The organism is Sphingobium sp. SG1, from assembly GCF_057063145.1.
On sequence record NZ_JBVVOJ010000004.1, the window covers coordinates 370,197 to 393,082 of the forward strand.

Here is a 22,886-nt window from a genome sequence, read left to right on the forward strand (position 1 = left end):
TATCAGGGCGTGATGGGTTTTCCGCATCACGCCTTGATCAAGCCCGCGCGGCGTCTGAGCGTTTCAAGCCGCTGATGCGCAGCATCACTGCGGCTTGCGATTACGCCGCCTGGCGTTCGGCCTCGCCGATGATGGCCTCGGCCATTTCGTCGGCGACCAGCGCGGGGGAGCGCTCCTCGCGCTTGGCCTGGTCAAGTATCTGGGCGACCCGGCCGCCGATCTGGTCGACGCGGGCGGCGACGCTGGCGCGGTCTTCGCCCAGATATTCGGCCGATACGCTGATGATGCCGCCGGCATTGGCGACATAGTCGGGCACATAGACGATGCCGCGCGTCCGCAGCAGCTCCGCCACATCGGGCGTCGCCAGCTGGTTGTTGGCCGCGCCGCAGACCAGGCGCGCCTGCATCGCCGCCACGCTCTGCGGATCGAGCGCGCCGCCCAGGGCGCAGGGGGCAAAGATGTCCGCCTCGACCGCGGCGATGTCGGCCACGTCCACCACATTCGCGTTCAGTACGGCGGCCAGCGTGTTGCGGCGGCGCGGATCGATGTCGGCGATCACCAGTCGGGCGCCGGCATCGGCCAGGCGACGGCACAGCGCCGCGCCGACATTGCCGGTGCCCTGCACCGCGACCGTCAGGTCGGACAGTTCGGCGCCCAGCGACTGGCGGGCCGCTGCCTGCATCGCCTCGAACACGCCCAGCGCGGTCCAAGGCGACGGATCGCCGCCGGCCGCGCCCTCGGCTACGTCCAGCCCGGCAACATGGCGGGTCTGGCTGGCCACCGCCTGCATGTCGGCGACGCTGGTGCCGACATCCTCGGCCGTGACATAGGTGCCACCCAGCTCCTCGACCGCGCGGCCGAACGCCTGGAACAGCGCGACCCGGTCGAACTCGCCTTCGGGCCGGCGCAACACCGCCTTGGCGCCGCCGAAGGGCAGGCCGGCCATGGCATTCTTGTAGCTCATGCCCTCGGCCAGGCGGCAGGCATCGTCCAGCGCCGCGCCGATATCGGCATAATGCCAGAAGCGGCAGCCGCCGGCACCCGGCCCGATCGCGGTGCTGTGGATGGCAATCACGCCGTCCAGCCCGCTGGCGGGATCAAGCAGCCGCACCGACTGCATCGGCGGGTTCAGGCGGGCAGGGCGGGAAACCATATTCTTCTCCTCGGGATGATGCCGCCTTATCGCTGGTCGCCAGAGAAGAATCTTGCCTGATTTGAAGCCCGTTATCGCCAATATGAGGATGAATTATCCCTTCATCGGCGATATGTAGGAGAATATGATCGAACTCGACCATTTCGAGCGGAAGATTCTCCGCGAATTGCAGCGTGATGCCAGCCAGACCACGGCGGAGATCGCGGACAAGGTCGGGCTGACCCCGTCGCCCTGCTGGCGCCGCATCGACCGGCTGGAAAAGGAAGGGCTGATCCGCAAGCGGGTGGCCTTGCTCGACCGGCGCAAGGTCGGCCTCAATGCCCAGGTCTTCGCCCAGGTAAAGCTCAACGCCCATGGCCGCGCGAATCTGGACGAATTCAGCGCCGCGATCGGCGGCTTTCCCGAAGTGCTGGAGGCGTTCGTGCTGCTGGGCACGATGGATTTCATGCTGCGCATCGTGGCCAAGGATATCGAGGCCTATGAACGCTTCTTCTTCGAACGGCTGAGCAAGCTGCCCGGCGTCCAGGAAATCAACTCGACCGTCGCCCTGTCCGAAATCAAGTCGACCCACGAACTGCCGATATGACATGGCGGCCGGTAGGCACCGGCCGCCACGCCTCACATCTTACTTGCGCTGTGCCTGGCTGGCGTCGCGGGCCGCGCGGAATTCGCTGTCGCTCGACCAGTTGGGCCAGTCATGGCCGTCAGCGACGCGGCGACCGACATTGTAGAGCAGGGTCATGTCGCCCTCCCAGCTGCTGGTGTTCCAGCTGTCGTCATACTGGTCGGCCGGCTGGTGATAGCGATCGCGGGTATAGATATCGCCCAGTTCCTTGCCGCGCGCCGCGCCGCCATTCACCAGTTCGCGGCCCGGATTGAACGAGATGGCGGGCACGCCGCGCTTGGCCATCGGGAAATGGTCGGAGCGGTAGAAGCTGCCCGCTTCGGGGCGCGCATCCGGCGTATAATGGCGGCCCAGCTTCTCGCCTTCCTGCGTCAGCAGGGTCAAGAGGTCCAGTTTCGCCGCGCCGGAGATGGAGAAGTTCACGGTTTTCTCGGCGGCGAAGGGGCCGTCCATGTTGACGACGCCGGCCGTGGTCGCCAGCGGGCGCAGCGGATTGTCGGCATAATATTCCGACCCCAGCAGGCCCTTTTCCTCGGCCGTCACCGCCAGGAACAGCACGCTGCGCTCGGGCTTGGGCCCCTTGGCATAGGCGCGGGCCAGTTCCAGCAGGGCGGCGGTGCCCGACGCATTGTCGCGCGCGCCATTATAGATGGTGTCGCCCTTCGCGTCCGGCGCGCCGATGCCCAGATGATCCCAGTGCGCCGAATAGATGACGGTCTCGTCGGGATATTTGCTGCCCGGCAGGATGCCCGCGACATTGTGCGAGGTGATGATTTCAGACTTCACCGCATAGTCGGCGCTCATTGTCGCCTTGAGCGTTATGGGCTTGAAGTCCTTCTTGCGCGCAGCCGCCTTGGCCGCTTCGAAATCGACGCCCGATGCGGCCAGCAGCTTGGCGGCCAGATCCTTCTGGATCCAGCCCTCCATCTGGGTGTGCGCGCTCTTGGGATCGGCGCGGACGATGTCGAACATGGTGTTGGTGTTGCTGTTCTTGACCGTCGCCCAGCCATAGGAGGCCGGCTCGCTTTCATGCACCACCAGCACGCCGGCCGCGCCCTGGCGCGCGGCTTCTTCGTACTTGTAGGTCCAGCGGCCATAATAGGTCATCAGCTTGCCGCCGAAATCGCCTTCGCCGCCCTCGAAATCGGGGTCGTTGACCAGCACGACCATGATCTTGCCCTTGAGGTCCACGCCCTTGAAATCGTCCCAGCCGCGTTCCGGCGCCTTCACGCCATAGCCAACGAAGACCAGCGGCAGGTTCGCGAACTTGACCGCCGACTGGCCGGTCTCGGCCGCGCGCACGGCGATTTCCGTGCCCTGGGTCAGCGGCTGGGCCGCGCCGCCCACGGTCATCGACAGGCTGGGCGTGCCGGTGATGTTCGACATGCGCAGCGGCACGTCCTGGAACCAAGTGCCCTTGTCGCCGGCGGGCTTCAGTCCGGCCGCCGCCATCTGCTTGGCGATATAGTCGATCGTCTTGGTTTCGGCGCGGGTCGCCGGGCCACGGCCTTCAAACTCGTCGCTGGCCAGGATCTTGATGTCGTTGACGATGCGCGCGACGTCGAACTGCGGCGCGGTCGTGGCCGCCACGGCCAGGGCGGAAGCGGACAGCAGCCCGGCACAGGCCAGCGTCCGCCAGGCGGCGCGGTAGGCACGGGACAGCGGCGACATCGTCATGGGTAACTCCTTATCTCTCTTGGATATTGCGCGGCGCGAGTCAGCGGCCGGCAATGCGAAGGGATAATGCCCATGCGACGCCATATGTCGATATGGCGTGGAATTTTAGGGGCGATCGCCGCCGCCATCCGCAAGGGGACGGCGGCGGCGCTCGGGTCACACCAGCTTGTTGGTGCGCACCAGTTCGCGATACCAGTCTGCGCTCAGCTTGGGCGTGCGCTTCTGGGTCTTGAAGTCGACATGGTGGATGCCGAACAGCTTGGTATAGCCATCCTCCCACTCGAAATTGTCCATCAGGCTCCAGACGAAATAGCCCTTCACCGGAATGCCCTCGCGGGTCGCGCGCTGCAGGTGGGTCAGGTAATTGCGCAGATACATGACGCGGTCGGTGTCATAGACCTTGCCGTCTTCGGCCACCTTGTCGTCGGCCGAGCAGCCATTTTCGGAGATGTAGAGGCCCTTGGGCTTCCAGTTCTCGCTGATGGCGCGCATCCCCCAATAGATGACCTCCGGCGTGACATAGAGCCAGGGCGAGGGCATGCGCGGCGCCTGACCCGGATGGGGCAGGATCTTGTAGCCCGAGGGCGCGGTTTCGTCTGCGCGGACGGTGTTGCCGGTATAGACATTGACCGACAGGAAATCGAGCGGCGCGCCGATCAGCTTCATGTCGCCATCCTTGACCACCGGGGCGTCCTTGCCCTGCGCGGTCAGGTAGCTGTCGATGTAGCGGCCTTCCATGATCGCGGTCAGGAACATGGCGTTCTCCTCGCGCACGGCCTTCTTCACCGCCTCGATATGCTCGGGCGTCTCGATCGCGGGGACATAGATGTTGGGATTGTCGGCAATGCCGACCTGCGTGCCCGACTTGGTCGCGGCGCGGATCGCCTGTACGCCCAGGCCATGGGCCAGCACGCCATGGTGGCGCACCTGGTTCACCTCCTTCATCGGCAGCTTCAGGCCCGGCGCCTTGCCACCGGTCATGTAGCTGAGGTCGGTGAAGCAGCGCAGTTCGTTGACCGTCATGAAGTGATTGACGCGGTCGCCCAGCTTGCCGGCGGTATAGCCGGCATAATCGGCAAAGGCGTAGCTGGTGTCGCGATTCTGCCAGCCGCCCGGCAGGGCATGGGGCAGATCCCAGTGGAACATGGTGACATGCGGGGTGATGCCCGCCGCCAGCAGCCCGTCGACCAGACGGTTATAATAGTCCAGCCCCTTGGCATTGGGCTTGCCCCGGCCATTGGGGAAGATGCGCGACCAGGCGATCGAGAAGCGATAGGCCTTGACGCCCAGCGCCTTCAGCAGGTCGATATCGTCCTGATAGCGGTTATAGCTGTCGCAGGCGATGTCGCCGGTGTCGCCATTGGCGACCTTGCCCGGCGTGTGCGAAAACACGTCCCAGTTGGTCTGACCACGACCATCGGCGTTCACGGCGCCCTCGATCTGATAGGCGGCGGTGGCGCAGCCCCACAGGAAGTCGGAGGGGAAGGCGAGGCTGCCCTGCGGCGCGCCGGCGGCGGCTGCTGCGGCCTGCGCGTTCGCACTGCTGCTGCCGGCCAGGCCCGCGCCCAGCGCGGCGGCACCCAGGCCCAGGCCCAGTTCGCGGCGATTGATACCCGTCATCTTCTTTGTCTCCTTATTGACCGACGATCTGCACCAGGCCGCTGATGGCCTGGCCGGTGGGCAGCTTCGTCTTGCTCGTCAGCGTCTTTGCCTTGTCGTCCCAGACCAGTTCGGCCTTCATGCCGCCCTTGCGATAATCATTGGTCTTGCCGTCATCGTCATAAAGGGTGAAGCGCGCGTCGGCACCCGGATAAACCCGGATGCTTTCCAGGGCCTGCTTCTCGGCCGTGCTCTTCACCTGCACGCCCATCGGCACGATCGAACCGGCCTTCACGAACAGCGGCATGCGGTTGATCGGGGCATCCACCTCGATCGTCTGGCCGCCCTCATATTTCTGGTTGGTCCAATAATCATACCAGGCGGTGCCGGCGGGCAGATAGACCGACCGCGTGGTCTGGCCCTGCTTGGTCACCGGGGCGACCAGGAAGGCGGGGCCGAACATATATTGGTCGCCGATGTCCGACACCTTGGGATCGTTCGGGAAGTCCATGAACAGGCCGCGCATGAACGGCGCGCCGGTGTCATAGGTGTGGCGGCCCAGCGCATAGATATAGGGGATCAGCGTGTAGCGCAGGCGCAGCCAGTCGGCCAGGATCGGCTCGGCCGCCTTGCCATAGGTCCACAATTCCGTGTCCGGGCGCTGGCCATGGATGCGCAGCGTCGGCGTGAACACGCTATATTGGAACCAGCGCACGAACAGTTCGGGATAATCGGTATAATCCGCACCCGCCGCCGTCATGCCGGCCGGATCGAGCAGCACCGGATGCTGCGCCTTGGGGCCGCTCGGCCACTGCCAGCCGCCAATGTCGCTACCCCAATAAGCCAGGCCCGACGCGGTGAAGTTCAGGCCGGCGGGCACCTGCCGGTCGAGCGCTTCCCAGGTCGACTTGATGTCCGACGACCAGAACAGGCCGCCATTGCGCTGCGAGCCCAGATAGGCGGCGCGCGCCAGGATCATGTTGCGGAAATTGGGGCGGTCGCGCTCCGAGCCTTCGGCCACGCCCGACGTATGCACCAGCGGGAACAGGTTATGATAGCGGTCGCCCGAACCGATCGAGTAGAAATAGCCGTCCGGCACCAGATCGGGCTCGGTCTCGTCCAGCCAGAACCAGTCGAAGCCCTGGCTCGCGATATTGTCGCGCAGCTTGCCCCAGAACCATTCCCGCGCTTGCGGATTGGTGCTGTCGATCAGCGCGCCGGCCCGGTCGGACCGCATCGGCAGGCCGTCGACCGGATTGCCGTCCTTGTCCTTCAGGAACCAGCCCTTGGACTTGAGGAACTCGAAATAGCGGCCTTCGCGCTCGAACCGCGGCCACACGCTGATGATCGACCGCATGCCCATGGCGTTGAGCTGGTCATTCATCCCCTTGGGGTCGGGATAATAGGTGCGGTCGATGTCGAGCTGGCCCATGCGGGTCCAGTAGAACCAGTCGAGCACCATGATATCGAGCGGCAGATTGCGCTGGCGATAGCCATTGGCGACGTCGAGCAGTTCCTTCTGGCTCTCGTAGCGCGCCTTGCTCTGGATCAGGCCGAAACCGGCCTTGGGCGGCAGCGGCGTCGCGCCGGTCAGCTTGGCATAGCCGGCATAGAGGTCATCGGTGGTCTTGCCGGTGATGACGAAGAAGGACACGCGTTCGCCGACCTGGCTCTGGAAACGGGTCGAATTGTGCAGGCCCGGCCACACCAAAGTGCGCGCCGGATTGTCCCAGACGATGCCATAGCCCTTGTTGGTGACCAGGAAGGGGACGCAGACGGTCTCGCCGGCCGGCGCGTCATAGCTGTGCGAACAGTCGATCTGCTTGCCGCGCAGATCCATATAGCCTTCCTGGTTCTGGCCCAGGCCGTAATAATGCTCGTCCAGCGGCGCGTCGAAGCTGGCGCCGACCTTGAAGGTCTTCTCGCCATTGACGGTCACGGGCGCCATTTCCCAGCCGGTCATCTTGGTGAGGACGGTGCCGCTGGCATCCTTCACCGACAGGCTGACAGGCGGCAGGGCCGGGGCGAAATAGCGCTGCATCTGGGTCGGCGCGCCGGGCCAGGGCTGGGCATCGATGGTCAGCGAGATCGCCGAGGAGGTGAAGATGTCGCCGGTCGCGTCGCTGCTATGGGTCCAGCCGGTGGCATCGGCCTTGGCATTGGGGCCTTCGCCCGGTGCGGCCTGCGCCAGGTCGGGATCCATCGCGATGGTGACGCGCACGATATTGGGGGCATAGGGTTCGATCGCGACCCGGCTGCCATTGCGGTCCAGCAGCGCCATCGGTGCGGCCAGCGCCGGTGCGGCGATGGCGATGCAGGATGCACCCAATGCGATCCCCGCCAGTCTTGCCTTGAAGCCCTTTGCGATCATCCCAGTCATTCCCTGTACTTGCATTAAACCAGACCCCGGCCGTCGATGCGGACGGCGGGGACGAAATCGATGCCGTGCGGCATGGTGAAGTGGAGGCCCGCGCCATCCTGACGGAAGGCAAGCTGGCCGCCGCCGAGCAGCGTCACCCGCTCGATTGTGCCAGTCCCTTGGCCGCGCGCCAGTGAGCGGATGGTCGTAGATCCGGCGGGCTTGCCCAGGAACAGCGCATAGAGCGCGCCCTTGTTGGTGGTGAAGCGGATGTCCTGCGCGGTGAAGGGCTTGGCCTTCTCCTCATTCTGCATGCCCACGATCGCCTGGGTCGGCCCTTCGCCATAGCGCTTCCACGGCCGCGAACCGAAGATCGCCTCGCCGCCATGCACCATCCATCCGGCCATCGCGTCCAGTATCTTCTCGGCCTCGCTGTCGATGGAGCCGTCGCCGGGCTGCGGAATGGACAGCATCAGATTGCCGTTCTTCGACACGACATCGGCCAGCCGCTGGATCACCTGCTCGGCGCTCTTGTAGCTTTTGTCGGTCAGCCGGGCGATATTGTAGAACCAGTCGCCGATGCAGGTGTCGGTCTGCCACGGCTCGTCCCAGATATGGTCGGTATAGCCGCGCTCGACATCCTGGACGATGCCGAACCGGGCATAGGGCTTGAGCTGCTTGCCGGTCATGACCACGTCGATCTTGCCGTGCCATTCGATCGACCGGTTATAATAGTCCGCCGCCGCTTCCAGCCCTACGGGTCCGAAGGGCAGTTCATGATCGTCCATATAGACCATGTCGGGCTTGTATTTCGCGACCAGGTCGGTCTGGCGCAGCAGCCAGCGGGTGACATAGGCCGGATCATCCTTCGGCCCGGTCTCGATCCACTGGCCGTTATTCGCGTCGTGCCACTTGTCCATCGCCTCGATCGTGTCGATGCCGTCGGGCAGCACGGCATGGCCGCCGGTATAGAGTTCGCGGGGGTCGAGCCCGTCCCACCATTGGCCCTTGCCGTCTTCCTTGCGCAGCCGAAACGCGTCGTAGCGCACGCCCTTCTGCGGGCCGACCGGATCATAGCCATAGGCGGGCTGATACCAGTGCCAGGCATGGGCGGCATGGTTCGACACGCCGAATTTCAGGCCGGCCTTGCGCGCGGCCTTTTCCCAGATGCCGACGATGTCCTTCTTCGGCCCGACGCGCAGGCTGTTCCAGGCATGATAGCGGCTGTCATAGCAATCGAGATTGTCGTGATGGCAGGCCAGCGCCATGAAATATTTGGCGCCGGCCTTCTGATATTTGGCCATCAGCGCATCGGGATCCCACTTGTCGGCGGTCCAGAGATTCTGGATGTCTTTCATCCCCGCGACCGACGGATGGCCGTAGGTCTTGAGGTGATGTTCGTACATCGGGTGGCCCTGCATATACATGAAGCGGCCATACCAGTCGCCCTGCGCCGGCACCGATTGCGGACCCCAGTGCGACCACATGCCCAGCTTCGCGTCGCGGAACCAGTCGGGATAGCGGTAATTGTCGACCAGCGAGGGCCAGCTTGCCTGCACCGGGCCCTTGGCGGTGCCCATAGGGCTGGCCGCGCGGGCGGCATTGGCCAGGCCCAGCGCAGCCGCGCCCGCCAGGAAGGAACGGCGTCCGAAATCCTGCATCATTTCTCTCCGAGCGCTTTGGCGATCGCGGCCTCGGCCAGCGGACGCATGATGGCATAGCCTTCCCTGGTCGGATGGACGCCATCGCTCGACAGGCCCGGCTTCATCGCGCCATCGGGCTGCGCCATCGCCTTGTGATAATCGACGAAGGTGAAGCCATTGGCGCGGGCATAGTCGGCCAGCCACTTGTTGATCGCGGCGACCTGCGGTGCGGGCGTCATGCCGGGACTCCAGGGGAAGGCGGCGGCGGGCGGGACGGAGGCGATGATGACCTTGATGCCATGGGCACGGGCAAGGTCGGCCATGGTCTGGATATTGCCCAGCACCGTTTCCATCGTCGCCGCGCCGGTATTGCCGGCGATGTCGTTGGTCATCGCCATGATGTGGACCGCCTGCGGCTTCAGCGCGATCACGTCATTGCGGAAGTGCACCAGCATCTGCTGCGTCGTCTGGCCGCTGATGCCGCGATCGACCAGCCCGTTCTGGAACATGGTCGGGTCCAGGTTGATCCAGTTGTCGGTGATGGAATCGCCCATGAAGACGACCCGCACCTTCTGGCCTTCGACCGCCTTGTTGGCGGCGGCATAGCGACAGAGCTGCCCGAAATCGCGGGTCAGCATGTGCAGGTTCCACAGCTTCCAGCCGGCCTCATCGCTTGGCTTTTCATGGGTGGGGCAGGGATCGGCGACGATGCCGACCGGATCATCGGCATGCGGATCGCCCGGCACCTTGGTTTCGGCGAGGGCCGGCATGGCCAGCGCCATTGCGCAGGCAGCGGCGAGAAGGGGGGCGGTGAAACGCAGCATCGTCGTCCTCATTTCCTTGTTCCTAGCGCCTGCGCGATCGCCCTGGCGGCGATCGGCGCCATCACGGCATAGCCATTGTCCAGCGGATGCACGCCATCCTGGGTATAGGCGGCGGCCATCAGGCCATTCTGGTCGACCATCGCGGCATGATAATCGGCAAAGACATGGCCGTGCTGCGCGCAATAGACACGCAGCCACTGGTTGAGCGCGACCAGTTCGGCCGGCTTGCGCTCCGCCACGACATCCTTCGCCGCATCCGTGTAGTTGTTGACCGGCAGGATCGATCCGAACACGACCCTGATATGATGGGCGGTGGCGATGTCGGCCATTGCTTCCCAATTGGCCTCGATCTGTTCAGATGTTTCCTGCTGCAGGAAGCCCTGAACGTCATTGATGCCGGACAGGATCACCACCACCTTCGGCTTCAGCGCCACGACATCCTGATGGAAGCGCAGCAGCATCTGCGCCGTCACCTGGCTGCCGATGCCGCGATTGACATAGGGCTTGCCGGGGAAGCTGGCGGCCAGGTTCCAGCGATCGGTGATGGAATCGCCCAGGAACACGACGCGCTGCTCGCCCGCCTTCGGCGCGGGCAGGGCGGCATTGGCCGGGGCGTAAAGATAGCGTTCGCCAAAATCCTGCATCAGGCTGGGCACCAGCCTGGCGCGGAACGGGCCAAGCCATGGCCCCCAATCCTTTTCCGCGACGGTGCGGCGTTCGGGCGAACTTTGATAGGAGTCCGGTGCTGCGGACGCAGCGCTGGCGACAAGCGCGAGCAGGCCTATCGACAGCGCTGTCTTCATTGCGCCAGCAATCCCTGCTTGGCGGCGAATGTCATGAACAGGCCGGGCCAGGCTGACGCCTGCATCGTCCTGGGCAGGCGGGTGCCGAAACCATGGCCGCCATCCTCGAAGATATGGAGCGCGACCGGGCGCCTGGCGAGTTCCATCGCCTGGAACAGGGCGATGCTGTTGGTCGGCGGCACCAGTCCGTCGTCGCTGGCATGGACCAGGAAGATGGGTGACGTATCGGCGTCCACCCGCATCTCCACCGATCGCGCCCGGCGCATGTCGGCGCTGGCGCCTTCACCCAGCAGCATGTCGCGCGACCCGCCATGGGTGAAGGGCGCGTCGAGGCTGACCACCGGATAGATGAGGCCGGCGACATCGGGGCGCGCGCTTTCCCGATCGGCGGCATCGGCCGGGGCATAGACGCGCTCGCCATGGCGCGTCGCCAGCGATCCCGCCAGATGGCCGCCAGCCGAGAAGCCGAGCACGCCGACGCGGCCCTTGTCGACAGCGAAATTGACAGCCCGCGCGCGGATCAGCCGCATCGCGCGCTGGGCATCCTGCAACGGCACATCCTGCCGCTGCGCCCAGCCTTCGCCGGGCAGGCGATAGAGCAGGATGAAGGCGGTGATGCCCCGTTCGTTGAGCCAGGCGGCCTGGCTCGTGCCCTCATTGTCATAGGACAGGAAGCCATAGCCCCCGCCGGGCACCACCAGCATCGCCGCGCCATTGGGGCGGGCAGGGCGGCGCACCACCAGCACCGGGCGGGCGATCCCCGTCACCCAGCGATCGGGCTTGGCCGGGTCTTTCGACTGGTCGTCGATCTTGCGGACGATCCGCGCGCGCGTGTCGCCGGGCGGCGGTCCGGGCCACAGCTCGATCACCTCGTCGGCCGTCGTCGTCTGCGCGGCGGCAAGGCCGGGCAGGGCGGCAAGGCCAGCGGCGGCGATCAGCGCGCTTCGGCGATCCAGCAGGGTCATTGCTCTTCCTCCATGGCGGTGGCGCGGGACGGCGCATCCTTGATCGGCGACATGGCCGCGCCGATCGCCTGCGCGGCGGCGCGCACCAGGTCATTGCACTGCTCGATGCTCGCCCGGTTGGCGGCGCCGTCGACGAAGGGCATGGTCAGCGATGCACGGGCGATCCCGCCGACCAGGATCGGCGCCGACAGGTCGGTGATGCCGGTCAGCATCGGGCTGGGCGACACCGCGCCGCCCGCCGCGACGGCGGCGTCCAGCCGCGCGACCAGATCGCCTTCCTCAAACTGCGGATCACTCGCCCGGATGTCCTTCAGCATCGCCTCGCGATTTTCGGGCGACTGGAAGGCGAGCAGGATGCGGCCGGAATTGGAGCGGTGCAGCGGCCGGCGATAACCCACGCGCACGGCAAAGCCGGACAGGCCCGGCGCCTCGATCGCGATGATGACGACCATTTCCGCGCCCGACACCACCGCCATATGACAGCTTTGCCCGGCCTGGCGCGCCAGTTCCTGCATGACCGGCAGGGCGGTGGAGGCAAGGTCGCGAATCGGCGGCTGGCTCATGCCCAGGGTGAACAGCCGGTTGGTCAGGCGATAGCCATCCTCGGCGCGGGCGATATAGCCATGTTCCTCCAGTACCTGGAGCATGCGGAAAATCTCGCTGACCGACCGGCCAAGCGCGGCGGAGATGTCGGACATGATCAGCGGCTCGCTGGAACCGGCCAGAAGCTCCAGAATTTCCAGCCCTTTCTTCAGGGCCGGCGCTTGGTAGCGCGCCTTGCCTTCCATCCCGATCCCCTCACCAATCGGGCGCTATCTCGCCTTTGGTAGCGCCATCATCTGTTGGTCCTTCCCTACACACCATCTACAGGTGAAATCAATTTTTATATTTCACAAATTGGAAACGGAGAGTAATAGGACGCCGCGTTGGTATCGCTCCCAATAGGGAAATATCACGGCAGGGGAATATGTTTTTGCCGCGGCATCGCGGCGCCGAATCGATCAGTGCTCCGACCAGGGGCCAGGGGAGAGGAAGGGACCAAATGTTCAAGAATTTTAACGTGCCGTCGCGTGCGGAATTGCTCGCCGGTATCTCGCTCGCCAGCGTCATGCTGGGGTGCAGCGTGCAGGCGCACGCCCAGGATGTGGCTGCGGAACAGTCGAGCGATGCTCCTGCGTCCGAAGATGGCATCGTTGTCACCGGTGTCCGCGCCAGCCTTTCCAGCGCCCAGTCGATCAAGCGCAACAGCGATGTGATCGTTGACTCGATCGTCGCCGAAGACATTGGCAAGCTGCCCGATCGGAACGTCGCCGAAGCGCTGCAGCGCATCACCGGCATCCAGGTCCAGCGTCAATATGGCGAAGGCAGCTCGGTCGCGATCCGCGGCCTGACCCAGGTCCGCACCGAACTCAACGGCCGCGACATCTTCACTGCCTCGGGCGCCAACCAGCTGAACCTGGAAGACATCCCGTCCGAACTGCTGTCGGGCATCGACGTCTACAAGAATCCGTCGGCCGACCTGATCGAGGATCAGCTGTCGGGCACGATCAACTTCCGCACCCGCAAGCCGTTCGATTTCGATGGCCTGAAGGTCGCCGCCACCGCGACCCAGAGCTATTTCGATCTGACCGACAAGTTCAAGCCGTCGGCCTCGCTGATGGTCAGCGACCGCTGGGACACCGGCATCGGTGAAATCGGCATCCTCGCCAGCGTCTCCTTCCAGAAGACCGCCTTCCGTCAGGACACGATCTCGACCGAGCCCTTCTACACGCTCGATCCGACCAACGCGACCGACGCCGAAGTGCTGGCGAGCCTGGGCCGCACCGGCCAGACCACGACCCTGCCGCATGGTACCGGTATCGGCGAAGTCTATGGCGATCGCCGTCGCCTCGGCACCGATGTCGCGCTCCAGTGGCGCCCCAGCGACACGCTGGAACTGACCGCCGAAGTCTTCCGTTCGGACTACAAGTTCCGTTTCGACGACTATAGCTTCTTCGCCTACAGCTCGGGCAGCGCGATCATCCCGCAGCCGGGCGCTGCCTTCACCTATGCCGACAATGGCGATTTCGAGAGCGGCACCTTCATCGACGTGCCGGTCGGCAACAACACCAGCGCCCAGACCCGTCATTCGACCACGACGGACTATTCGCTGAACCTGAAGTGGAAGCCGGTCGACAATCTGACGATCACCGCCGACGGCCAGTATGTCGATGCCAAGACCAAGAATCTGCGCTCGATCTTCGGCCTGAACGGCGTTGCCGACACCCTCTATCAGGATATTTCCGGTTCGGTCCCGGTCGTGAACATCGGTTCGGAAACCGGCCTCACCAACCCGGCGACCTACACCAGCGCCTTCTATCTCGATAACCTCAATGAATCGAAGGCGTCGGACAAGACCGCGCGCCTCGACGCCGAATATCGCTTCGATGCCGGCATCCTGTCGTCGATCAAGGCCGGCTTCCGCTATGCCGACCGCAAGAACCGCACGATCGACACCGGCTATCGCTATACCGGCTTGTCGGGCATCCCCAGCGAACTGGAAACGGTTGACCTGGGCGACTTCTTCCGTGGCGACGCCGACCTGTTCGGCAACATCATCGCCTTCAACCGCGGCATCATCCGCAACTATCAGAACACGCTCGACACGCTGGGCATTGCCAGCGCGCCGGCCTATACCCAGAGCGGCACCAACCAGCAGCGGCAGAAGACCTTTACCGGCTATGCCACCGCCTTCTTCAAGGCCGATCCGATCGACGGCAATATCGGCGTCCGCGTGGTCCGCACCAATCTCGACGTGTCGGGCTATTATCAGCAGACCCCGATCGTGCTGGACGAAAATGGCAATGAAGTCAGCGGCCCGACCGTGTTCAACCCGATCGCCGTGTCGCAGGATTATACCTCGGTCCTGCCGAGCCTGAACCTGCGCGTCCACCTGACCGACAATCTGCAGCTGCGTTTCGCCGCCGCGAAGAACATCTCGCGTCCGACCTTCACGCAGCTCAACCCCAGCCTGACGATCAGCGAACCGGGCGCCGCGCAGCAGGATCAGATCCACACGGCCAGCGGCGGCAACCCGTATCTGAAGCCGATGAAGTCGGACAATCTGGATGCGACGGTGGAATGGTATTTCTCGCGGACCGGCTCGCTGACCGCAGCGGCCTTCTACAAGAATATCAAGAACTACATCCAGACCGCCGTGTCCTATCGCGACGTCACCTTCGACAATGGCAACAGCTATGAATATGAAGTGACGTCCTACAACAATGTCGCCAAGGGCAAGGTGAAGGGCTTCGAACTCGCCTATCAGCAGTTCTTCGACTTCCTGCCCGGTCCGTTCGACGGCCTCGGCATGCAGGCGAACTTCACCTATGTGGACTCGCAGGCACCGTCGCCCGCCACCAGCGGCCCGGTCACCAACGTTCCGCTCGAACTGCTGTCGAAGTATAACTACAACATCGTCGGCATCTACGAGAAGGGCGGCCTGTCGGCCCGCGTCGCCTATAACTGGCGCAGCAAATATGTCGTGACCACCGCGGGCAACGGCACCGGCAGCCTGCCGGTATTCAACAAGCCCTTCGGTCAGCTCGACGCGTCGATCAGCTATAATGTGACGCCGCAGTTCGCGCTGGCGCTGGACGGCACCAACCTGACCAACACCCGTCGTGCGACCTATTTCGGCATCGACAGCCGTCCGCGTGACGTGGTGGTCAATGACCGTCGCATCAGCCTGACGGCCCGGATCACCTACTGATCCGCATGGGAGGCGTATAACCTCCCCCGACTGCGCAGGCCCGATCCCAACAGGGACGGGCCTGCCATGTTCGCCAATAGAGAGGATGGGTGATGCAGGCAGATGCCAGGGTAGACAGACAGGAAGATAGCGGCGCCACAAGGATGGCGGTCATGCTGACGATCGGCCTCTTCTTCCTCTGGGGCCTTGCCAATAATCTCAACGACGTGCTGATCGCCCATTTCCGGCACGCCTTCGCCCTTTCGGACTTCGCCTCGGGCCTGGTCCAGTCGGCCTTTTATCTGGGCTATTTCTGCTTCGCCATTCCCGCCGCGCTGACGGCGCAGCGCTTCGGCTACAAGGCGACGGTGATCCTTGGGCTGTTGCTGTTCGCGCTCGGCGCCTTGCTGTTCCTGCCGGCCTCTGCCGCGGTCAGCTATCCCTTCTTCCTGTTCGCCCTGTTCGTGATCGCCAGTGGCCTGGCTTTCCTCGAAACCGCCGCCAATCCGATGGTCGCGGTGCTGGGCGATGCCGCCGGTGCCGCCCGCCGCCTCAATCTCGCCCAGGCGTTCAATCCGCTCGGCTCGATCACCGGCGTGGCGCTGGGTGCAACGCTGATCCTGTCCGATGCGCCGGCACAGGGCGCCACTGCTGCCGCGGCCGTGCGCCTGCCCTATCTGCTGATCGCGCTGGTCGTGCTGGCCTGGGCGGCTCTGCTCGCGCGCACCTCTTTCCCGAAGGCGGCGGTGGAGGGCCATGCCGGCGCCACCTCGCCGCTGGCCGGCTATCGCCAGTTGCTGCGTCGTCCGCGCTATCTGGCCGGGGTCGCTGCCCAATTCTTCTATGTCGGCGCGCAGGTCGGCATCTGGAGCTATCTCATCCGCTATGCCCAGGCCGCGCTGCCGGGCATCACCGCCCAGCATGCCGCCTGGCTGCTGACCCTGTCGCTCGGCCTGTTCATGGCCGGCCGCTTTGCCGGTGCGGCGCTGCTCTCCCGTTTCGATGGCGCGCGGCTGATGCGGCTGTTCGCGCTGGTCAATCTCGGCCTCGCACTGGTCGGCTGCGTCTGGCTCGGCCTGCCCGGCGTCGTCGCGCTGGTGGCCGCCAGCTTCTTCATGTCGATCATGTATCCGACCATCTTCGTCCTCTCGCTCGACGGCCTCGGCCCGCTGACCAAGCCGGGCGCGTCGATGATCGTCATGGCCATCATTGGCGGCGCGGTGCTGACCGCGCTCATGGGCCTGATTTCCGACATGGCCGGCACGATCAACGCGGCGATGGTGGTGCCCGCGCTCTGCTTCCTGGTGGTCGCGGCCTATGCCCATCGCATGCGCGGCAAGGGCGGGGTGGCATGATCGACGCCCATGTCCATCTCTGGCAGCTCGGCCGCAACGATTGCAGCTGGCCCGGCGAAGACCTGCCGGCGATCCATCGCGACTATGGGCTGGATGATCTGCTCGTGCAGCTCGATGCCAACAAGGTCGACGCCGCGATCCTAGTGCAGAGCCAGGAATCAGAGGTCGACACCCATTGGCTGCTGTCACTCGCCGCCGAAACCGATTGCATCGCCGGCGTCGTCGGCTGGGTCGATCTTACGGGAGACGTCGCCGCTCGCGTCGCCGCGATGCAGGTCGCCGGCCCACTGGTCGGCATCCGCCCGATGATGCAGGGCCGCGCGCCCGACTGTTTCGACGATCCGGCGCTGGCACCCGGCTTCGCGGCGCTCGCCCGCCATGGCCTGGTGCTCGACGCGCTGGTGCGGCCGCAGCATCTTGCCTCGCTCGCCCGGCTGGCCCGGCGCCAGCCCGACCTCAGCATCATCATCGACCATGCCGCCAAGCCGCTCGTCGGCGACACGATCCCGGCCGACTGGCGCGCCGCCATGGCCGATCTCGCCGCCTGCCCCAATGTCGCCTGCAAGCTGTCGGGCCTGCTGACAGAGCTGGCGCCGGGGGCAGGGGAGGGCGCCGCCGCTCCCTTCATCGCCGAACTGGTCGTCCTGTTCGGCCCGGACCGCCTGCTCTGGGGCAGCGACTGGCCGGTGCTGACCCTCGCGTCCGATTATGCCGCCTGGCTCGATCTCGCCCGCGCCTCGGTGCCGGTCGCGGCCCATCGCGCCATCTTCGCCGACAATGCGGCGCGCCTCTATCGCGTCACGCAGGGAGCTGCCGCATGATCGATTTCCCCAACCTGGGCATGGGCACCGCGCCCATCGGCAATCTCTATCGCGTCGTCAGCGATGCGGAGGCGCGCGCCACCCTCGACGCCGCCTTTGCCGCCGGCATCGCCTATTTCGACACCGCCCCCCATTATGGTTTTGGCCTTGCCGAACGGCGGCTGGGCGCGGCGCTTGCCGAGCATGACCCGCAGGGCAGGGCGCGCGTCTCGACCAAGGTCGGCCGCCTGCTGCGGCCCACCGATGCGCAGGGCGAACGCCATGGCTTCGTCGACGCCGACCCGTTCGAGCCGCATTTCGACTATGGCCATGACGCCGTGCTGCGGTCCTTCGAGAGCAGCCAGAAGCGCCTGCGTCGTGACCGCATCGACCTGCTGCTCGCCCATGATATCGGCCGCCTGACCCATGGCGACGCGCATGATGATCATCTCGCCGCCTTCCTCGACGGCGGCTATCGGGCGATGCGCGACCTGCGGGATGCCGGCGCGATCGGCGCGATCGGCATCGGCGTGAACGAGGTCGCGATCTGCCATGAACTGCTCGACCGGGTGGAGCTGGACGCGATCCTGATCGCCGGCCGCTACACGCTGCTCGATCGCGGCGCGGAGGAACTGCTCGACCGCTGCGCCAGCGCCGATGTGCGGGTCATCGTCGGCGGCCCCTATAATAGCGGCATCGTCGCCCGCGATCTCAGCGGCCCGCTCCATTTCGACTATGCCGCCCCGGACGCGGTGATCCTTGCCCGCGCCCATGCCATGGCGGCGCTCTGCCGCGATGCCGGCGTCGCGCTGCCCGCCGCTGCGCTGCAATTTCCGCTGCGCCACCCGCAGGTCATGGCCGTGATCCCCGGCCTGGTCGGCGCGGATCAGGTCCATGACACGATCGCCCGCCTGGGCGCCTCCATCCCCGACACGCTCTGGCCGGCGCTCGACGCCGCCGCCCGTGCCCATCCTCTTGCCAAGGCCCACAGCCATGCTTGAACATGACAGCCGCCTCATCCTGCTGCACCCTGACGACAATGTGCTGATCTGCGTCAGCGCGATCGAGGCGGGCGATATCCTGCCCGTCGCCGGCGGCACCATCCCCGCGCGCGAAGGCATCGCGATCGGCCACAAGATCGCCCGCATCGCACTCGCGCAGGGCGACAAGGTCATCAAATATGGCGCGCCGATCGGGTCGATGACCGCGCCGGTCGTGGCCGGCCAATGGGTCCATATGCACAATATGAAGAGCGATTATATCAGCAGCCACACCCGCACCGCGCTGGAGCAGGGCGCATGATCCAGGGCTGGCTTCGTTCCGACGGGCGCAAGGGCATCCGCAATGTCGTTGCCGTCGCCTATCTGGTCGAATGCGCGCACCATGTCGCGCGCCGCATCGTCGACAAGGCCGATGATCCCGATGTCCAGCTGATCGGCTTTCCCGGCTGCTATCCCAATGCCTATGCCGCCAAGGTGATGGAGGCGATCGCCACCCATCCCAATGTCGGCGGCCTCGTCATCGTCTCGCTCGGCTGCGAAAGCTTCAACCGGGAAAAATTGCGCGCCGTCGTGGAGGCGAGCGGCCGCCCGGCCGAATTGCTGGTGATCCAGGAAAAGGGCGGCACCGCCGCCACCATCGCCGCCGGTCTGGAAGCGGTCGATCGGGTGCGGGCGCAGATCGCATCGGTCGAGCGCGTGCCGATGGGCGTGGATGAACTGGTCGTCGCCACCATCTGCGGCGGGTCGGACGGCACCAGCGGCATCACTGCCAATCCGGCGGTCGGCCGCGCCTTCGACCGGCTGGTGGCGGAGGGGGCAGCCTGCATCTTCGAGGAGACCGGCGAACTGGTCGGCTGCGAGAAGATCATGGCCGACCGCGCCGCCACGCCCGAACTCGCCGCCGCGATCGAGGCCTGCGTGCAGAAGGCGGAGGCCTATTATACCGTCATGGGCTTTGGCAGCTTCGCGCCGGGCAATGCCGAAGGCGGCCTCACCACCCAGGAGGAAAAATCCATGGGCGCCTACAGCAAGTCGGGCAGCTCGCGGATCGACGGCATATTGAAGCCGGGCGATATTCCGCCGATGGGCGGCCTCTATCTGCTCGACGTCGTGCCCGATGGCGAGCCGCGCTTCGGCTTCCCCAACATCTCCGACAATGCCGAGATCGTGGAGCTGATCGCCTGTGGCGCGCATGTCACCCTGTTCACCACCGGGCGCGGATCGGTGGTCGGATCGGCGATCTCGCCGGTCATCAAGATCTGCGCCAATCCCGAAACCGGCCGCCGCCTGGCCGCCGACATGGACGTCAATGCCGGCCGCATCCTGGAGGGGGAAGCGACCCTGGATCAGGTCGGCCAGGAAATCTATGATGCCATCCTCGCCGTCGCGGCGGGCGAGCGCAGCCTTTCCGAACAACTGGGCCATCAGGAGTTTATTTTGACCTACAAGGCTTTCGATCCCATCGGTCCCGAATGTCTGCCGATGGTGGCGCGCGCATGAGCGCCCCGCAGAACGGCCGTCTCGCCGGCAAGACCGCGCTCATCACCGCCGCCGCCCGCGGCATCGGCCGGGCTTCGGTCGAGCGTTTCGTGGCGGAGGGCGCCCGCGTCTTCGCCACCGACCGCGATCTCGACGCGCTTGACGGGCTGGAGGGCTGCGAGCGGCTCGCCCTCGACGTCACTGACGGCGCCGCCGTGCGCGCCCTGGCGGCTGACATCGGCCCGATCGACATCCTCGCCAACATCGCCGGCGTCGTCCATGCCGGCCATATCCTGGAATGCAGCCAGTCCGACTGGGACTTTGCCGTCGCGCTCAACATGACCGCCCAATATCACACCATTTCGGCCTTCCTGCCGGGCATGGTGGAAAAGGGCGCGGGCGCGATCGTCAACATGTCCTCCATCGCCAGTTCGGTGAAGGGCATCCCCAACCGCTTCGCCTATGGCGCGACCAAGGCGGGCGTGATCGGCCTGACCAAGGCGGTTGCCGCCGATTTCGTCGGACAGGGCATTCGCTGTAACTGCATCTGCCCCGGCACCGTCGACACGCCTTCACTGCAACAACGTCTGCACGATACCGGCGATTATGAAGCCGCCCAGACCGCCTTCGTCGCGCGCCAGCCGATGGGACGCCTCGGCAAGGCGGAGGAGATTGCCGGTCTGGTCCTCTATCTCGCGAGCGACGACGCTGCCTTCACCACTGGCGCGGTCCATGTGATCGACGGCGGCTGGGTGATGTGATGCGTCATGTGTTGCTGATCGACCTCGCCGACGATGCAGCCGCCATCGCCCAATATGAGGCATGGCATGCGTCCGGCGCATTGCCGCCGGCCATCGGCACCAGCATCCGCGCCGCCGACGTCCGGGCGATGGATATCTATCGCAGCGGCAACCGGCTGGTCATGCTGATGGAGACCGGCCCGGATTTCGACCCGGCGGCCAAGGCGGCGGCCGACGCCGCCGATCCGGCGGTGCAGGCCTGGGAAGCGCAGATGGACGGCGTCCAGCGGCCGTTGCCCTGGTCCGTCCCCGGCGCCAAATGGACCGCCGCCACCCGCATATTTTCCCTAGACGAACAGCCCTGAGAGACCCGATCTGATGCGCAATCTTCTTCCCCTGCTCACGGGCGCCATGCTGCTCGCAACCCCCGCGCTCGCCCAGAATGGCGGACAAGTGCCGCATATCGAGAGCAAGAATGGCCGCCATGCCCTGATCGTCGACGGCGCGCCCTTCCTGATGCTGGGTGGCCAGGTCAATAACAGCAGCAATTATGCCGCGCCCCTGAAGCAGGTCTGGGACCGGCTCGACAGCATCCATGCCAATACGGTCGAAGTGCCGGTCGCCTGGGAGCAGCTTGAGCCCAAGGAAGGCCAGTTCGACTATAGCTTCGTCCAGACCCTGCTTAACGAGGCGCGCGCCCATGACAAGCGCATCGTCCTCCTCTGGTTCGGCGCCTGGAAGAATACCGGCCTTGCCTATACCCCCGACTGGGTGAAGCTCGACAATCGCCGCTTCCCGCGCATGAAGACCGCCGATGGCAAGGATCATGGCGTGCTTTCGCCCCATGGCGCGGCCACGCTGGCGGCGGACAAGCGCGCGTTCCTCAAGCTCATGACCTATGTGCGCGATCATGATGCGCAGAATACGGTCATCATGGTGCAGCCCGAAAATGAGGTCGGCAGCTACCAGAATCCCCGTGACTTCAGCGCCGCCGCGCAGAAACTGTTCGAAGGCCCGGTCCCGGCCGAACTGACCCGTGCCCTCAAGAAGCCGGCGGGCAACTGGAAGAGCGTGTTCGGCGACACCGCCGATCGCACTTTCAATACCTGGTACACCGCCCGCTATATCGAGGAACTGGCCAAGGCCGGCAAGGCGATCAAGCCGCTGCCCATGTATGTGAACGCCTCGCTGACCGATCCCTACAAGCCGGTCGACCCGATGAGCGTGTCGAGTGGCGGGCCGCAGGGCGACGTGATCGACATCTGGAAGGCGGCGGCACCCTCGCTCGATCTCGCCGCGCCCGACATTTATGACCGGGGCAGCCGCAACGTCTTCAAGCATCTCGATCTCTACACCCGTCCCGACAATGCGCTGATGGTGCCGGAGATCGGCAATGCCGCCGAATATGCCCGCTATTTCTGGTCGGCGCTGGGGCGCGGGGCGATCGGCTTCGCGCCCTTCGGCATGGATGATGCCGACTATTTCAACTATCCGCTCGGCGCCAAGAGCTTCGACGACGCGACCATCCACGCCTTCGCCTCGAAATTCGGTGTGCTCGGCGCGGCGATGCGTCCCTGGGCCAAGATCGCCTTCGCCCACCCGACCTGGGGCGCGGCACGGCCGGACGACGGCACGCCGCTCAGCACCACCATGGGCGACTGGACGGTGACGGCCAGCTTTGGCCAGTGGCAGTTCGGCCAGCGCGAATGGTTCCCCAATGCCGACACCCCGGCCTGGGACAAGGCGATGGTCGGCGGCATGGTCGTGGCGCAGCTTTCGGCCAACGAATTTCTCTTCACCGGTGACCATGTCCGCGTCCAGTTCGGCTCGCGCGAAGGCGCCCCGGCCAACGGCATGATCGTCAAGGTCGAGGAAGGCCATTTCGAAGGCGACAACTGGGTCTTCGATCGCATCTGGAATGGCGACCAGACCGATTATGGCCTCAACATCATCGACAAGCCGGTCTGGCTCAAGGTGACGATGGGCCGCTATCGCTAAGCAGCACGCGACCCAATTCCTCCCCAAGCTTGCTTGGGGAGGGAGACCGCCGCAGGCGGTGGAGGGGCACAGGCCCAATAGCGCAGCACTAAGAGGCACCTGCCCCTCCGTCAGCGCTTCGCGCTGCCACCTCCC

The 22,886-nt window shown here is 65.3% G+C and carries 19 protein-coding genes; 10 read left to right on the plus strand and 9 right to left on the minus strand.

Translation table 11 applies throughout. The features are described 5' to 3' along the window. Positions 1-100: 100 nt before the first annotated feature. The gene (locus AC0KVN_RS12295) at positions 101-1,153 is read right to left on the minus strand and encodes a Leu/Phe/Val dehydrogenase (protein WP_010338936.1); all 1,053 of its coding nucleotides are present in this window, start codon (positions 1,151-1,153) and stop codon (positions 101-103) included. 124 nt (positions 1,154-1,277) lie between these two features. On the opposite strand from AC0KVN_RS12295, the gene AC0KVN_RS12300 reads away from it, so the two are divergent. Further along, positions 1,278-1,739, plus strand: coding sequence for an Lrp/AsnC family transcriptional regulator (locus AC0KVN_RS12300; protein WP_004208390.1), 462 nt, complete (start codon positions 1,278-1,280; stop codon positions 1,737-1,739). Positions 1,740-1,778: 39 nt separating this feature from the next. On the opposite strand, the gene AC0KVN_RS12305 is transcribed toward AC0KVN_RS12300, so the two are convergent. From AC0KVN_RS12305 to AC0KVN_RS12340, 8 genes are all read right to left on the minus strand, one after another. After that, positions 1,779-3,455 (minus strand): M28 family metallopeptidase, encoded by a 1,677-nt coding sequence (locus AC0KVN_RS12305; RefSeq protein ID WP_435568035.1) that lies wholly within the window; start codon positions 3,453-3,455, stop codon positions 1,779-1,781. A gap of 156 nt (positions 3,456-3,611) precedes the next feature. Further along, positions 3,612-5,075, minus strand: coding sequence for a GH1 family beta-glucosidase (locus AC0KVN_RS12310; RefSeq protein WP_435568034.1), 1,464 nt, complete (start codon positions 5,073-5,075; stop codon positions 3,612-3,614). Positions 5,076-5,088: 13 nt separating this feature from the next. Further along, positions 5,089-7,425: a glycoside hydrolase family 31 protein gene (locus tag AC0KVN_RS12315; protein WP_435568033.1), complete on the minus strand. Its 2,337-nt coding sequence runs from the start codon at positions 7,423-7,425 to the stop codon at positions 5,089-5,091. A 23-nt stretch (positions 7,426-7,448) separates the two neighbouring features. Next, positions 7,449-9,074 (minus strand): alpha-L-fucosidase, encoded by a 1,626-nt coding sequence (locus AC0KVN_RS12320; RefSeq protein ID WP_017500715.1) that lies wholly within the window; start codon positions 9,072-9,074, stop codon positions 7,449-7,451. Next, positions 9,074-9,880, minus strand: coding sequence for an SGNH/GDSL hydrolase family protein (locus AC0KVN_RS12325; RefSeq protein WP_483656136.1), 807 nt, complete (start codon positions 9,878-9,880; stop codon positions 9,074-9,076). Before AC0KVN_RS12325 ends, AC0KVN_RS12320 begins: the two co-directional genes overlap by 1 nt. A gap of 8 nt (positions 9,881-9,888) precedes the next feature. Next, complete coding sequence (locus AC0KVN_RS12330; RefSeq protein WP_435568032.1) at positions 9,889-10,683, minus strand: GDSL-type esterase/lipase family protein; 795 nt, start codon at positions 10,681-10,683, stop codon at positions 9,889-9,891. Further along, positions 10,680-11,648, minus strand: a complete 969-nt coding sequence (locus tag AC0KVN_RS12335; protein WP_435568031.1) for an alpha/beta hydrolase — start codon at positions 11,646-11,648, stop codon at positions 10,680-10,682. Before AC0KVN_RS12335 ends, AC0KVN_RS12330 begins: the two co-directional genes overlap by 4 nt. Then, a complete protein-coding gene (locus AC0KVN_RS12340; RefSeq protein WP_161730179.1) occupies positions 11,645-12,436 on the minus strand; it encodes an IclR family transcriptional regulator in 792 nt (263 codons plus the stop codon). The genes AC0KVN_RS12335 and AC0KVN_RS12340 overlap by 4 nt, the downstream gene beginning before the upstream one ends. A gap of 254 nt (positions 12,437-12,690) precedes the next feature. Between AC0KVN_RS12340 and AC0KVN_RS12345 the strand changes: the two genes are divergently transcribed. The 9 genes from AC0KVN_RS12345 to AC0KVN_RS12385 all read left to right on the plus strand — a co-directional run bounded on the left by AC0KVN_RS12345 (position 12,691) and on the right by AC0KVN_RS12385 (position 22,751). Further along, entirely contained in the window at positions 12,691-15,399 is a 2,709-nt protein-coding gene (locus tag AC0KVN_RS12345; protein WP_313394458.1) for a TonB-dependent receptor, read from the plus strand. Between the two features lie 152 nt (positions 15,400-15,551). Further along, positions 15,552-16,733 carry an L-fucose:H+ symporter permease gene (fucP, locus tag AC0KVN_RS12350; RefSeq protein WP_435568029.1) on the plus strand — a complete coding sequence of 394 codons (1,182 nt, stop codon included), beginning with the start codon at positions 15,552-15,554 and terminating at the stop codon, positions 16,731-16,733. Beyond that, positions 16,730-17,554, plus strand: a complete 825-nt coding sequence (locus AC0KVN_RS12355) for an amidohydrolase family protein (protein WP_435568028.1) — start codon at positions 16,730-16,732, stop codon at positions 17,552-17,554. Before fucP ends, AC0KVN_RS12355 begins: the two co-directional genes overlap by 4 nt. Then, on the plus strand, positions 17,551-18,534 hold the full coding sequence (locus tag AC0KVN_RS12360; protein WP_435568027.1) for an aldo/keto reductase: 984 nt from the start codon (positions 17,551-17,553) through the stop codon (positions 18,532-18,534). Before AC0KVN_RS12355 ends, AC0KVN_RS12360 begins: the two co-directional genes overlap by 4 nt. Then, a complete protein-coding gene (locus AC0KVN_RS12365) occupies positions 18,527-18,835 on the plus strand; it encodes a UxaA family hydrolase (RefSeq protein WP_159367062.1) in 309 nt (102 codons plus the stop codon). The genes AC0KVN_RS12360 and AC0KVN_RS12365 overlap by 8 nt, the downstream gene beginning before the upstream one ends. Then, entirely contained in the window at positions 18,832-20,034 is a 1,203-nt protein-coding gene (locus tag AC0KVN_RS12370) for a UxaA family hydrolase (protein WP_125997478.1), read from the plus strand. Before AC0KVN_RS12365 ends, AC0KVN_RS12370 begins: the two co-directional genes overlap by 4 nt. Continuing rightward, positions 20,007-20,774 carry an SDR family oxidoreductase gene (locus AC0KVN_RS12375; protein ID WP_435568026.1) on the plus strand — a complete coding sequence of 256 codons (768 nt, stop codon included), beginning with the start codon at positions 20,007-20,009 and terminating at the stop codon, positions 20,772-20,774. Before AC0KVN_RS12370 ends, AC0KVN_RS12375 begins: the two co-directional genes overlap by 28 nt. Next, on the plus strand, positions 20,774-21,118 hold the full coding sequence (locus AC0KVN_RS12380) for an L-rhamnose mutarotase (protein ID WP_313230033.1): 345 nt from the start codon (positions 20,774-20,776) through the stop codon (positions 21,116-21,118). The genes AC0KVN_RS12375 and AC0KVN_RS12380 overlap by 1 nt, the downstream gene beginning before the upstream one ends. A gap of 13 nt (positions 21,119-21,131) precedes the next feature. Further along, positions 21,132-22,751, plus strand: coding sequence for a DUF5597 domain-containing protein (locus tag AC0KVN_RS12385; protein WP_435568025.1), 1,620 nt, complete (start codon positions 21,132-21,134; stop codon positions 22,749-22,751). Positions 22,752-22,886: the final 135 nt, after the last annotated feature.

What these genes read in the sequence shown, in the direction of transcription:
- AC0KVN_RS12295 (WP_010338936.1), bottom strand. Translation starts at nt 1,153, where the DNA reads ATGGTTTCCCGCCCTGCCCGCCTGAACCCGCCGATGCAGTCGGTGCGG.
- AC0KVN_RS12300 (WP_004208390.1), top strand. Translation starts at nt 1,278, where the DNA reads ATGATCGAACTCGACCATTTCGAGCGGAAGATTCTCCGCGAATTGCAG.
- AC0KVN_RS12305 (WP_435568035.1), bottom strand. Translation starts at nt 3,455, where the DNA reads ATGACGATGTCGCCGCTGTCCCGTGCCTACCGCGCCGCCTGGCGGACG.
- AC0KVN_RS12310 (WP_435568034.1), bottom strand. Translation starts at nt 5,075, where the DNA reads ATGACGGGTATCAATCGCCGCGAACTGGGCCTGGGCCTGGGTGCCGCC.
- AC0KVN_RS12315 (WP_435568033.1), bottom strand. Translation starts at nt 7,425, where the DNA reads ATGATCGCAAAGGGCTTCAAGGCAAGACTGGCGGGGATCGCATTGGGT.
- AC0KVN_RS12320 (WP_017500715.1), bottom strand. Translation starts at nt 9,074, where the DNA reads ATGCAGGATTTCGGACGCCGTTCCTTCCTGGCGGGCGCGGCTGCGCTG.
- AC0KVN_RS12325 (WP_483656136.1), bottom strand. Translation starts at nt 9,880, where the DNA reads ATGCTGCGTTTCACCGCCCCCCTTCTCGCCGCTGCCTGCGCAATGGCG.
- AC0KVN_RS12330 (WP_435568032.1), bottom strand. Translation starts at nt 10,683, where the DNA reads ATGAAGACAGCGCTGTCGATAGGCCTGCTCGCGCTTGTCGCCAGCGCT.
- AC0KVN_RS12335 (WP_435568031.1), bottom strand. Translation starts at nt 11,648, where the DNA reads ATGACCCTGCTGGATCGCCGAAGCGCGCTGATCGCCGCCGCTGGCCTT.
- AC0KVN_RS12340 (WP_161730179.1), bottom strand. Translation starts at nt 12,436, where the DNA reads ATGGAAGGCAAGGCGCGCTACCAAGCGCCGGCCCTGAAGAAAGGGCTG.
- AC0KVN_RS12345 (WP_313394458.1), top strand. Translation starts at nt 12,691, where the DNA reads ATGTTCAAGAATTTTAACGTGCCGTCGCGTGCGGAATTGCTCGCCGGT.
- fucP (WP_435568029.1), top strand. Translation starts at nt 15,552, where the DNA reads ATGCTGACGATCGGCCTCTTCTTCCTCTGGGGCCTTGCCAATAATCTC.
- AC0KVN_RS12355 (WP_435568028.1), top strand. Translation starts at nt 16,730, where the DNA reads ATGATCGACGCCCATGTCCATCTCTGGCAGCTCGGCCGCAACGATTGC.
- AC0KVN_RS12360 (WP_435568027.1), top strand. Translation starts at nt 17,551, where the DNA reads ATGATCGATTTCCCCAACCTGGGCATGGGCACCGCGCCCATCGGCAAT.
- AC0KVN_RS12365 (WP_159367062.1), top strand. Translation starts at nt 18,527, where the DNA reads ATGCTTGAACATGACAGCCGCCTCATCCTGCTGCACCCTGACGACAAT.
- AC0KVN_RS12370 (WP_125997478.1), top strand. Translation starts at nt 18,832, where the DNA reads ATGATCCAGGGCTGGCTTCGTTCCGACGGGCGCAAGGGCATCCGCAAT.
- AC0KVN_RS12375 (WP_435568026.1), top strand. Translation starts at nt 20,007, where the DNA reads ATGTCTGCCGATGGTGGCGCGCGCATGAGCGCCCCGCAGAACGGCCGT.
- AC0KVN_RS12380 (WP_313230033.1), top strand. Translation starts at nt 20,774, where the DNA reads ATGCGTCATGTGTTGCTGATCGACCTCGCCGACGATGCAGCCGCCATC.
- AC0KVN_RS12385 (WP_435568025.1), top strand. Translation starts at nt 21,132, where the DNA reads ATGCGCAATCTTCTTCCCCTGCTCACGGGCGCCATGCTGCTCGCAACC.